We start from the raw sequence: 12365 nt of genomic DNA, 5'->3' as shown, positions 1-12365 counted from the left end.
CGCGCACGAGACTGCAGCAACGAGGCATGGCGATGCAAGCGGCGCATCGCACATGAAAGGGACGCGTGTCGACGGGGACATCCCGATCAGGATGCCGGTAAGCCGGTGCCGTGCCGACGATGCGGGTCCGCACGCATCAGACGCGTCGTGCGCGCGGCCTCACGCGTGCAGATGATCGTGGTCGCATGCGGGTGTGATGGGATCGGTGTCGCTGTGGCAGGCACATGCCTCGCCATTCGCGCCTTGCATCAGCGCGCGCAGAATGCCGCAGTCGCTCGTTTCGTGACGGCTGCGGCATTGTGCCTGCAGATGCAGCAACTGCTGCTCCAGCGCCTGCAATTCATGGATACGTGCGTGGACACGCGCCAGATGCGCTTCGATCAATTGGTTGGCGTCCTCGCAGGTCACGCTGTGGTCATGGGCGAGTTCACCGAGCCGCTTGGCATCGGCGAGCGGCATATCGAGCGAGCGGCAATGCCGGATGAAGCGCAACGCTTCCAGATGCTCGTTTCCGTAGGTTCGGTATCCCGCGTCGCTACGCGGCGGCGGGGGGAGCAGGCCGGCCCGCTCGTAATAACGGACGGTTTCGACATCGGTACCCGCCGCGCGGGCCAGTTCTCCGATTTTCATGCTTGACTCCGTAGTCACTACAGGGTTTTGAATGAAGGGTAACACGATTCAGGTAACCAGGAGTTCACATGTCCAACCCTTCGGATTCGGCCCGCGCGGCGAGCTCGACGACGGCGGATCGCAACGTGCATCGTCACGGGAATGGCCCGGGAGCGTCGCATCGCCACGATCATGGGCATATTCATGAACACGGCCACGAACACGAACACGACCACAACTATGGCCACGAACACGGCCACAGCCATGGCGGCGATCCGACACCGGGTCACGTCCACGCTGCCGACGCCTGCTGCGGCAGCGCTGCGAGCGTTGCATCTGTGGCGCCAGTGCCGGAGACGGGCGCCCCGCAAGCGCGGTTTCGCATCGACCAGATGGACTGCCCCACGGAAGAGCGCCTGATTCGCGATCAACTCGAGCGGCAACCCGGCATTGACGCCTTGTACTTCAATCTCCTCAAGCGCGAACTGACGGTCGTCTTCGACAAGGGGGCCTCGGCTGGCGACGTCAGCCGCCAAAGCGACGCCGCTGCCGAAACGCTGCGCAAGCTCGGCATGACGCCCGTGCCGCTTTCCGGCGACGCGTCCGTTGCGGCGCCCCCACCCGCGAGCGGCAAGGGCGACGTGGCGCGTCTGGTGACGGGCGGCGTGCTGGCCGCGGCCAGCGAGGTCGCCGTCTGGTCCGGTGTGCCCGAGCACAGCCCCTGGATTGGCGCGGTCGTGGTTGCGGCGATTCTCGCCTGCGGCCTGCCCACGCTGAAGAAGGGCTGGATTGCCCTGCGCCACTTCACGCTCAATATTCACTTCCTGATGTCGCTGGCCGTGATCGGCGCCATGGCTATCGGTCAGTGGCCCGAAGCCGCCATGGTGATCGTGTTGTTCGCGTTGTCGGAGAAGCTCGAAGCCGCATCGCTCACACGCGCCCGGAGGGCAGTCGAAGCGTTGATGCGGCTGGCGCCCGATCAGGCATCCGTCGAACAGGCGGATGGCCGTTGGGCAGACATGCCGGCCGCGTCGCTCGCGGTGGGTTCACGCGTTCGCGCCCGGCCGGGCGAGCGCATTGCCATCGATGGCGTGATCGAGCAGGGCAGTTCTGCTCTCAACCAGGCATCGATCACGGGCGAAAGCGTGCCGGTCGACAAGACGGTCGGTGATGAGGTCTACGCGGGGAGCATCAACGAAAGCGGACTCATCGTGTATCGCACCAGCGTCGCCCCCGGCGACACGACGCTCGCGCGTATCGTGCGAATCGTCGAGACAGCGCAGCAGCAGCGCTCGCCGACACAACGCTTCGTCGACAAGTTCTCGCGCATTTACACGCCGGTCGTCGTGTTGTGCGCCTTGCTGGTCGCCCTGGTGCCGCCGCTCGCGTTCGGCCTTGCGTGGGCGCCATGGATTTACAAGGCGCTTGTCATGCTGGTGATCGCATGTCCTTGCGCGTTGGTGATATCCACGCCGGTGACGGTGGTGAGCGGTCTGACGGCCGCAGCGCGGGCAGGGATTCTCATCAAAGGTGGCGCATTCCTGGAAAGCGGCCGTCTGATTCAGGCGGTGGCGCTCGACAAGACGGGCACGCTCACGCGCGGCGAGCCGCGACTGACCGATGTCGTGCCACTGGGCCAGACGTCCCACGACGAAGCGCTCACACTGGCCGCGGCACTTGACGCCCAGACGACACACCCGATCGCCCGCGCCGTCGTCGATGGCCACGCGCAAGCGGGGCTCGGTCCGTTGCCTTCCGTCGCCGATTTCGAGGCGCTTGCGGGCATGGGCGTGAAGGGGCGCATCGGCCAGACGCTGTATTACCTCGGCAATCATCGTCTGATCGAGTCGCTTGGGGTGTGCAACGAGACGGTCGAGGCCGAACTCTTCCGGCTTGAATCGCAGGCGCGCACGGCCATCGTGCTGGCTAGCGAAACACAGGCGCTCGCGGTGCTTGCGGTCGCCGATACGTTGCGCGAAGAAAGTCGGGAGGCCATTGCGCGACTCGCCAGGCTGGGCGTTCGCACGGTCATGCTGACGGGCGACAACCGCGCGACGGCGCAGGTCATCGGCGAACAGGCGGGCGTGACGGACGTGCGCGCCGAGATGTTGCCGCAAGACAAGTGGCAGGCGGTGTCGTCTTTGCGCGAGCAGTATGGTCACGTGGGAATGGTGGGCGACGGCATCAACGATGCGCCCGCACTGGCGGCAGCCGACGTCGGCTTTGCCATGGGCGTGACCGGAACCGACAGTGCGCTGGAGACGGCGGATGTCACGTTGATGGACGACGATCTTCGCAAGCTGCCTGCTTTCCTTGCACTGTCGAGACGTAGCGCCACGGTACTCAAGCAGAACATTGCGCTCGCGCTGGCCATCAAGGCGGTGTTCTTCGCGTTGGCTGTCGCCGGCGTGGCGTCGTTGTGGATGGCGGTATTCGCCGACGTGGGGGCCAGCCTGCTGGTGATCGCCAACGGCATGCGTCTGCTTCGCACGAAAATCGTGTGAACGCCGGCGCGGCAGTGCCGCTTCAGCCTCTCAGGCTCTCCGGCGTCCAACGCCTCAGCCCTTGCGCATTGCACGCTCGAGGGTATGAGCGTCGGGCAACTGACACAGCACGTGGGCGGCGCGGCTGGTGGCGTTGACGATGATCGTGTCGAGGCGGCCGCACAAGATGTCGCGATGGTCTGCGGTGATGGGCGCGTCTTCGAGCATCCGTTGTGCGACGACCGCATCGTTCAGATGCCCCAACAGCGTTTGTGCGGCGCGCAGGGTGTCCTGATACGGCGTGCGAATCGACTTGCGCATCCACGGCGTCAGTGCCTCGGCGCTATAGCGAGCCTGCTTGATTTTCACGCGCAACGCATGCAACTGCTCGGTGTCGAGCATTGCCAATTGGCGACAATTGGGAAATAACGCGATGTAGCGCTCGCGCAGCATATTGTGCGCATGCGCGGCCAATGCGCCGGGCCGTTTGCCGGGCGTGCGCGACGGCCGACGCAGCCCCTGAGCGGCATGCACGTCGGCGCGACCCTCGCTGCGAATGCCGAAGGCATCGATGAGCAGAGCATGCAGTTCGCGCTGACGTTCGCTGCTCAGCGCTTGCGCTGCTTGGGCGCGCGCATCCCCTCGCAGCCGTGAAACGTGGGCCTCGATGGCAATCCAGTCGACGCCGGGATATTCGAGGCGCAGCGCCGGTAACGTTTCGCCAATCAGAACATCCGCGTCGCGGGCGGGTCCCATCGCGTTGCCGAGCCAGCGTAACTCCTCTTTCATCCGGCGATGCCAACGGGGTTTTAGCCAGGGCGAAAAGATGTCGATCAGCGCGCGAAGACGCCGGGTCGCAATGCGCAGTTGGTGTACGGCCTCGGGAGGAATGTCGTGTGCGTGATCCGGCGCCTCGGCGGCCGTTGGCAGCGAGGGCCATTGCGCCAGCGGCACAGACGCGAGCAGGACGAGCAGATGTGCGGGCCGCATGCGACGCATCCGGGCAGAGCCAGGCAGCGCAGGTGCCTGCGCTGCGGCTTCGCCGGCAGTGTCAGGCACATCGAGTGAGGCAGCGGGGGCGGCGAGAGCCGCTGTCGGCGCGCGGATCATGTTGCGCAACATAGCACAATTGCCATGTCGGCCATAGCCGAAGCCTGGGGTGTTGCAAGGGTATCGCAGGAGTATCGCAGGAATATCGCGGCAGAATTGCCTGGACGTTGCGGGGACGGTACGGGAAGGTCGCGAGGAATCGCAGGTGGGTCAGATGCAGACGAATGTCATAGCACGGTGCCATCGCACTGCGTCGCGGGCGCCCGGTTTCCTGGAATCGGTATGCAGGACACCCGCGAGGCACGCAGCGTCACATCAGTCGTGGACCTCGCGAGAGGATGACGTGACGCCTTCTCATTGCTGCGCAATGCATGGTGCAAATGCGAGCAAAAAAGATAGGCCGGCACGGAGGCCGGCCTGCGCGCAACTGGTTTTACTTCTTGTTCACAGCGTCCTTGAACGCCTTGCCAGCCGTGAACTTCACGGTCTTGGCTGCCGGGATCTTGATCGCTTCGCCGGTCTTCGGGTTGCGGCCGGTACGTGCGGCACGCTTGCCCGAACCGAACGAGCCGAAGCCGATCAACTGGACTGCATCACCCTTAGCGACAGCCTTCTTGATGACTTCGATCAGCGTGTCGATGGTTTCGCCAGTCTGAGCCTTGCTTGCACCCGTTTGGCCGGCGACGGCGTCGATCAGTTCCTGTTTGTTCATGTGTGTTTCCCTTGAGAGGTGGTGAATACCGGCGACAACTCTAACACTTTCGCCATTTGACGAGTGTCGGTGTTGTATCCGCGCCATAAGGCACGCGGCACACGCCAGAATGTCGCCTTCGCGGCACGTCACGCAAACGCGATCCGAAGACCTGTTTCGTCACGCATCGTGAGGGCGCCGGCACTGGCCGGGCAGCCGCATTATAGAGCCTTCGGCGGGCTGTGGGCCAGTCCTGACAACGGTTTGCGGCGATTTTGTTGTGCTATGCCGCGTACTTTCTTGTTCTTGATGGTAAAACCCCGGTAACTGCGGGCATCTCCGGTCATGCCTCCTCGCAATCCCTTGCTGGGCGGGCTTTGGGAGTTTCCCTAGCGTTTTGGGGCTTGCGTAGGTGACCGTCTTTTGGTTGGCATTGCGGCCCGATTCACGGCCCGATCGTCGGCAGGCGCCTAAAATTCATTCGGGTGTCATCTGCGATGGCTAGCTTGGCGCCGCCGTAGGCTCTCAAGGAAACCGCCTTATGTTGCTCTGCCAGATCTCCGATCTCCATGTCACGCGTCCCGATACGCTCGCTTGCGGGCGCGTCGACACGGCGCGCGCGCTGCGTCACGCGCTCGCCGCCATCCGTCGCTGGACGCCGCGCCCCGACGCGATCATTGCGACCGGCGACCTGATCGACACGCCACATCCATCGGAATACGAAGTGTTGCGGGCGTGTCTGGCCGACCTCGACATTCCCCTATATCTCGTCGTAGGCAACCACGACCATCGCGAAGCCCTGCGCGATGCGTTTCCGACGCATCGCTATCTGCGCGACGGCGGCGAATTCGTGCAGTACCGCATTGATTTGGGGCCGCTCACAGTGTTGGTCCTCGATACGCAGGATCCGCCCGGCGCCGGCGGCCATTTGTGCGACGCACGACTGACATGGCTCGACGAGCAGCTTGCGGCTTGCACTGGCCGCCCCACGATCATCGCGATGCACCATCCGCCGTTCGAGACGGGCATCGAATTCATGGACGGCTATGGCCTCTCGGCGCAGGGACGCGCAGGTTTCGCGCGTGTGACCTCGCGTTACGCGCACATCGAACGTGTGATCTGCGGGCATCTGCATCGAAGCATTCAGGCGAGCGTCGAAGGCGCACCCGGGATCATGGCCAGCACGTGCGTGTCGACCGCGCATCAGATCACGCTGGCGCTCGCCTCGGGCGCACCCGGATCGATCACGCTGGAACCGCCGGGCTTCGCCATGCATCTGTGGCAGCCAGGGGCAGGACTGCGTACGCATCTGGCTTATGTCGGCCCGTTCGAGGGGCCGTATACCTTCGAAGGTGAATCGGTATCCTGATGGATTTACGCGGGTTTTCTGTCCCGGAAAATGGGGACGAAAGTGGGACTGCGCGTGTGTAAAGTGCACCCCATCAAACATACGAGATCAGTTCGGATCAGCAGTGAAAAGCCGTCCCGTCACGCAAGACGCGCGGGACGGGAGCGACGGGTCTTTCAACAGGAACTGTCGATCCGTGGCCCATGACCCCGGCATGATGCCTAGGCCGGGCGGGGCATCTTCTGATAACGGGGAGTCATGCACACCGCCATCGCGCAGCCCTTGCGCGCTCGCCCGCATTGCACGGGCATTTCGATGGCTTGCGTTGATACGGCGTGCCGCTCGCAGCGCGCGGGCGCCTGGTGGGTCCCCATTTGTGCAAATCTCACGTGACAGCTGCTACGCCTAACGACGCCGACCCATCATGCGCTTCGCGCGCCGGGACTGCGTCGGCTTCGTCTTCCGCCTCGTCCAGCCAAGCAGGCGCGAGCTTGCCTCCCGAAACGTCGGCGACCACCGCCCGTGTGCGTCGCTCACAGCCGCTCGGCAATCTGGGCCGCTGGGGCAGGCGGGTTGCGCCGGCCATTGCAAGTCCCTTCGCCGTGCTTGAAGTGCTGAGTCTTACGTTGATCGCGATCCTGATCGCGTGGCGACTGCGTCCGGACGATCCTCTGTTGCTGAATGCGCAATTTCCATGGCTTTGGCTCGTCACGCTCATTGGCGCGTTGCGGTATGGCTCGCTGGCCGGTGCTGCCAGCGGTGCGATGTTGATCGCCGCCTGGCATGTGTTGTGCGGCCCGGCCTTCGGGCCGTTCCCCATGGGGCATTTTGCGGGCGGCATCACGATGGCGCTCGTCGCCGGTCATTTTTGCGACATCTGGTCGCATCGCGCGAATCGTTCGCAAGGCATCAACGCGTACTACAGCGACCGCCTTGTCGCGATCACGCACAACCACTATCTGCTGCGGGTCTCGCATGAACGGTTGGAGCGCGACCTGCTCGCACGGCCCGTGACGCTGCGCGACGCACTCACGCGCCTGCGGGATCTCACGGTGCGGCGCTCGGCCGACGTGCATGGTGCGCCGGGCGGACTGCCCAATGCGCAGGCGATGCTCGAATTCACCGCGCTGACGTGTCAGATCGAAGTCGCCTCGATGTTCTGCGTCAAAGGCGGTCGTCTGACGAGCACGCCCATCGCGCGCGTTGGCGAGGGCTTCGAACCCGACGCCGATGACCCGCTCATACGGCACTGCATTCAGGAGGGCGCGCTCGCGCACGTGAAGGCAGACGACACCACGGCCGACAACAGCCCCTATCTCGCCTGCGCGCCGCTGCTCGACGCCGACGGCGTGTTGATATGCGTGCTGATCGTGCGTCGCATGCCATTCCTCGCGCTCAATCACGACAACCTGCAATTGTTGCTGGTGCTTCTCGCGTACTACGCGCACGGAGTGGCGCACCAACCGTTGGTGGCGGGTGTGCGGGCGTCAGTGCCGCAGGCACCGTACGACTTTGCGCTCGAACTGGGGCGCCTTGCCCGTCTCAAGCAGGCGAGCGGCATCGAGTCGTCGCTCGTCGCGCTCGCGTTTCCTCGCGGTGCCCGGGGCGACTCGTTGTTCGAGCAGACGGTGCGTCAGCGCCGTGCACTCGATGCGTTGTGGACGATCGGCACGCCGCACAGGCAAATCGCGATCGCCCTGATGCCGATCACGGACGAGCATGGTATCGATGGCTATCTGATGCGTGTCGAGGCACTGCTGCGCGAGCAATACGACGTCGATTTCCAGAGCGGCCACATTGCCGTGCACACCGCGCATATCGACGCCGAAACGCCGGGTGACGGGCTGCGCAAACTGATGGAGCGCTGTGTCGACCATGCCTGAGCGCACCAACAAACGCCGTGTCGCGGCACTCAGATGCTTGCGGCAGCGCGAGCCAGGCGCGGCGCCCGGCATGGGTGCAATGCGTTGGCTTCGACGGGCATCGGCGCCAGCGCTCGCCGGGCTCGCGATACTGGCGCAATGGCAGGCGCTGCGCCCTGTGCTGGAGGGAACGATGTCTGGCACGGCGACCCATGCCGCGTTTTCCGACCCCATGACCTGCGCGCTGGCATGGCAGGCAGTCGCTGCCGTGTTAGCAGGCGGGTTCATGACGTGCGCATTGCCGCCAGGCTACCGCGAGCGACGCGGCGTGTTCTGGCATATCGCGCTGACGACGTTCTTTTTGCCGGTGGCCGGGATGGTCGTCGTGATGGGCGTGCTGATCATGGGCCATCTGTTCCCGCCACCGCGCGAACTGCTTGCAGCGGGCAGGGTGGAGACACCGGGCTTCGTCTCGCATCTCGTGACACGCGTGAGGCACGGCGCGGGCATGCGTCTGCGCGCGCGATTGCGCAATGTACGAGGCGAGCTCGACGACCGGGTGGCGGCGTTGATTTCGGTGCAGGCGTTGCCGTCGAGGGTCACTAGCGAGATCGCGCGAGACCTGCTGGCTGACCCGGTGGAGGAGGTCCGCTTACTCGCCTACGGCATTCTCGACGGCATGGAAAAGCGCATCATGCAGCAGATTTTCGTCATGCGTGAGCGACACGCCACGGCGCAGGACGACGATGAACTTGCGCACGCCTGCGTGCGTCTTGCTCAACTGTATTGGGAGCTGATTTATCAGAACCTCGTGCGAGGCGAGGTGTTGCGTTTTACGCTGGCGCGCGTGGAGCACTTCGCACGCGAAGCGCTCGAGCAGCGTGAGGAAGACGCGTCCATGTGGTATCTGCTGGGGCGTTGCGCGCTCTTGCGAGAGAACCCCGATGTGGCCGAGATGCATCTGCGTCAGGCGCAGTTCCATAGCTTTCCGACCGAGCGATTGTTGCCCTGGCTGGCCGAGGCGGCCTTTCAGAAGCGTCGTTACGACCGTGTGGCCCACCTGCTTGGTGGCCTCGAAGCAGGACGTGCGGGGCGTGGGGGTGTTGGCGGAATCGACGGCATCGACGGTATCGCGGGCGCGAGAGGAACAGGCAGCGTGGCAGCATCGCCCGCGGTGCAACCGGTCGTGCGCTTCTGGACGCGGCGAGCACCATGACAAGTTCTGCGCAATACAAACGCGTGCCCGGCCCCGCGGCAGAGACGTCCGCGGTGGCGGCGGATGAACTGGATGAGGTGGCCGACATTGCGCTGCTGCTCGAAGGCACTTTCCCCTACGTGCGCGGGGGCGTGTCGTCGTGGGTGGACCAGCTCATTCGCGCGTTTCCCGATCTCACGTTTGCGGTCGTATTCATTGGCAGCCGCCGAGCGGACTACGGTGCGCCGGTGTACCCGATGCCAGCCAACGTCAGGCACTTCGAGGCGCATTACCTCTACGAGACAGCCGACCCCGGCGTCGCCGCGCCGACCCGCAGCCCGGGCGCCAATCCAAACACTCATCGAAACACCAACCCGGCCACGAAGGCGGACACCGCCGCCGCATTCGCACAGGTTGCCACGATGCATGACCTGTTCCGCCAGCGCCACGACGATCGGGCGACGGTGGCCGATGCCGCACGGTCGATGCCGGGGGGCGGGCTGCACAGCATACTGGCTCGACTACTTCCCGCGCTCGGCGACGGCCAGCCGCTGTCGCGCTCGGCATTCATGCACAGCGAGCCGTCATGGGCGTTCATCACGCAGCGCTATGAGCGGTTTTGTCATGACCCGTCGTTCACGGATTATTTCTGGACGATCAGGGCGATGCACAAGCCGGTCTGGCAACTCGCGCGAATCGCGCAAGCCTTGCCGCCGACGCGGATGTACCACACGGTGTCGACCGGCTATGCGGGGTTGCTGGGGGCGATGTTGCGCATGACGACCGGGCGCGCATTGCTGGTGACCGAACACGGCAGTTACACCAAGGAGCGCAAGCTCGATCTGCTGCAAAGCGAATGGCTGCGCGACAACCGCGGGCCGCTCGAGCGTGACATTTCCCGTGTGGGCTATTTCCGGAATCTTTGGATGCGCTTCTTCGAGGCCATCGGCCGCGTGTGCTACGACAGCGCCGACGAGATCGTTGCGCTCTACGAGGGCAGTCGTGTCCGACAGGTCGGTGACGGTGCGCCGGCGCACAAGACGCGTTGTATCGCCAACGGCGTTGACATCGCGCGCTTCGCCGCGTTGCGCATGGCCCGCCGCCAGGGCGAGATTGCGCCGGTCGTCGCCCTTATCGGCCGCGTGGTGCCGGTCAAGGACATCAAGACCTTTTTGCGCGCTGTCTTCATCGCCTATCGCGAGCGACCGGACCTGCAGGGGTGGATCGTCGGTCCGGACACGGAAGACCGGGCCTATGCGCAAGAGTGCCGGGATCTTGCGGCGAGTCTGGGGATGGAGTTTCAGGTGCGGTTCATGGGATATCGCGCGGTCGAATCGGTGCTGCCGCAAATCGGCGTGCTGGCATTGTCGTCGGTCTCCGAAGCGCTGCCGCTCGTCATGCTGGAAGCGGCGGCAGCGGGTGTGCCGGTCGTCGCCACGGATGTGGGGGCGTGCCGCCAACTGATCGAAGGCGGCGACGCTCAGGACCGCGCGCTCGGTCGCTCGGGGCGCATCGTGCCGATGGCGGATCCGGAAGCGCTTGCGGCGGCGATCGTCGAGCTGCTCGAACCCGAGGCGTGGCAGGCGGCGAGCCGTGCCGGCATCGCCCGGGTCGAGCGTTCATATCGGCTCGACACCGTATGCGACGCCTATCGCGCGATATACCAACGGTGGACGAACGCGCCTGGAGACACGCACTGATGGCCGGTATCGGATTCGAGCTCAGACGCCTGCTGCGCAGCGATACGCTGTCGGGCACGTTCGCGGCATACAGCTATGCCGGCATCATCAGTGCCGGGCCGCTCGTGCTCTCGATGGTCGGGGTGATCCTGGTGGGGCTCATGAGTCTCACGAGCGTTCAACCACCGGGGATGCTCACGCAATTCCAGGTGTCGGTGACGTATCTGATTGCGTCGAGCGTGATCGTCACAGGACTGATTCAACTGGCGTTTACGCGGTACCTGAGCGACCGGCTGTTTGCCGGGGAGCCGCAGGCCGTGATGCCGTCGTTCCACGCCGTCTCGCTGGTCACGACGGTGGTGCTCGGTGCGATAGGTCTGTGCGTGTCGCAAACCCTTCTGGTCAATGAGCCGCTGAGCTATCGCTGGCTCATGTGGATCGGCTTCGTGCTGCTTGGCAACCTGTGGATCGTGGTGCTCTTTCTCACGAGCGTGAAACAGTACCGCGCGATCCTCGGCGTGTTCTGCGCGGGCTACAGTCTCACGGTCGTATGCGCAGTGCTGTTGGGCCGCTACGGACTCACCGGGCTGCTGGGCGGCTTCGTGATCGGGCACACGGCGTTGCTGTTCGGTTTCACCGTGATCGTCGCGCGCCACTACCGTACGTCCACCTGGTTGTCCTGGGCGGTCTTCGTGCCGGGCAATCTGCGCCTCTCGCTCGTCGGCGTCGGGCTGTGCTTCGGGCTCGGCGTATGGGTCGACAAGTTGATGTTCTGGATGTGGCCCGCAACGGGCGTGAACGTCATCGGGCCGCTGCGTGCGGCACCGCTCTACGATCTGCCGGTTTTCCTTTCCTATCTGTGCGTCATTCCGGGCATGGCGGTGTTCCTGCTGCGCATCGAGACCGACTTCGCCGAGGCCTACGCGGCGTTTTTCGACGCGGTGCGTCGCGGCGGAACGCTGGGCCAGCTTTCGGCTTCGCGCGTGCTGATGGTGCGAGCGGTGCGCACGGGACTGTTCGAGATTCTCAAGGTGCAAGCGGTGGTGACGCTGCTGGTTTTCGCGTTCGGGGAAGACCTGCTGCGACTGGCGGGCGTGCCGACTGACAGGCAGGCGGTCGTGACGCTGTTGCGCGTGGACGTCGTATCGGCCGGATTGCAGGTGTTGCTGCTCGGTGTGCTCAATGTGCTGTTCTACCTGGATCGTCGGCGCGATGTGCTGCTGCTGAGCGCTTTGCTGGTGGCGCTCAACGCGTTCTTCACGTGGGCAAGTCTGCGTCACGGGCCTGCGTCTTACGGCTATGGGTTCGCGCTCGCGCTGGGGTGCGTGCTCGGACTGGGCGCCCATCGGCTGTCGCGCCGGCTCGCAGCGCTCGAATTCGATACTTACATGGGGCAGGGGAAGTGAAGCGATAAGCCCGACGCAAGGCGGACGACAACAAGGCCCACG

The 12365-nt window shown here is 64.7% G+C and carries 9 protein-coding genes; 6 read left to right on the top strand and 3 right to left on the bottom strand.

The annotated features are described in order from the left end of the window. Window positions 1–159: 159 nt before the first annotated feature. Window positions 160–630 (bottom strand): Cd(II)/Pb(II)-responsive transcriptional regulator, encoded by a 471-nt coding sequence (locus PCA31118_RS05280; RefSeq protein WP_150623546.1) that lies wholly within the window; start codon window positions 628–630, stop codon window positions 160–162. Between the two features lie 68 nt (window positions 631–698). Here PCA31118_RS05280 and PCA31118_RS05275 point away from each other — a divergent pair, with 68 nt between their 5' ends. Next, window positions 699–3113, top strand: a complete 2415-nt coding sequence (locus PCA31118_RS05275; protein WP_150623544.1) for a heavy metal translocating P-type ATPase — start codon at window positions 699–701, stop codon at window positions 3111–3113. Between the two features lie 54 nt (window positions 3114–3167). Here PCA31118_RS05275 and PCA31118_RS05270 read toward each other — a convergent pair whose 3' ends face one another. Both PCA31118_RS05270 and PCA31118_RS05265 read right to left on the bottom strand, forming a co-directional pair. Further along, the gene (locus tag PCA31118_RS05270; RefSeq protein ID WP_150623542.1) at window positions 3168–4214 is read right to left on the bottom strand and encodes a CHAD domain-containing protein; all 1047 of its coding nucleotides are present in this window, start codon (window positions 4212–4214) and stop codon (window positions 3168–3170) included. Window positions 4215–4575: 361 nt separating this feature from the next. Next, window positions 4576–4854, bottom strand: a complete 279-nt coding sequence (locus PCA31118_RS05265; protein ID WP_044455653.1) for an HU family DNA-binding protein — start codon at window positions 4852–4854, stop codon at window positions 4576–4578. Window positions 4855–5374: 520 nt separating this feature from the next. Between PCA31118_RS05265 and PCA31118_RS05260 the strand changes: the two genes are divergently transcribed. The 5 genes from PCA31118_RS05260 to pelG all read left to right on the top strand — a co-directional run bounded on the left by PCA31118_RS05260 (window position 5375) and on the right by pelG (window position 12323). Continuing rightward, the gene (locus PCA31118_RS05260) at window positions 5375–6202 is read left to right on the top strand and encodes a phosphodiesterase (RefSeq protein WP_150623540.1); all 828 of its coding nucleotides are present in this window, start codon (window positions 5375–5377) and stop codon (window positions 6200–6202) included. A 470-nt stretch (window positions 6203–6672) separates the two neighbouring features. Beyond that, window positions 6673–8064, top strand: a complete 1392-nt coding sequence (locus PCA31118_RS05255; RefSeq protein ID WP_150623538.1) for a PelD GGDEF domain-containing protein — start codon at window positions 6673–6675, stop codon at window positions 8062–8064. A gap of 70 nt (window positions 8065–8134) precedes the next feature. After that, window positions 8135–9259: a lipopolysaccharide N-acetylglucosaminyl transferase gene (locus PCA31118_RS05250; protein WP_150623536.1), complete on the top strand. Its 1125-nt coding sequence runs from the start codon at window positions 8135–8137 to the stop codon at window positions 9257–9259. After that, window positions 9256–10938, top strand: coding sequence for a GT4 family glycosyltransferase PelF (gene pelF, locus PCA31118_RS05245; RefSeq protein ID WP_150623534.1), 1683 nt, complete (start codon window positions 9256–9258; stop codon window positions 10936–10938). Before PCA31118_RS05250 ends, pelF begins: the two co-directional genes overlap by 4 nt. Next, window positions 10938–12323, top strand: a complete 1386-nt coding sequence (gene pelG, locus PCA31118_RS05240; RefSeq protein ID WP_150623532.1) for an exopolysaccharide Pel transporter PelG — start codon at window positions 10938–10940, stop codon at window positions 12321–12323. The genes pelF and pelG overlap by 1 nt, the downstream gene beginning before the upstream one ends. The last annotated feature ends 42 nt before the right edge of the window (window positions 12324–12365 follow it).

The sequence above is a fragment of the Pandoraea captiosa genome (assembly GCF_902459775.1).
GTDB lineage: Bacteria > Pseudomonadota > Gammaproteobacteria > Burkholderiales > Burkholderiaceae > Pandoraea > Pandoraea captiosa.
Note: the sequence above shows the minus strand (reverse complement) of the source record. Positions and strands in the feature narration are given on the sequence as shown.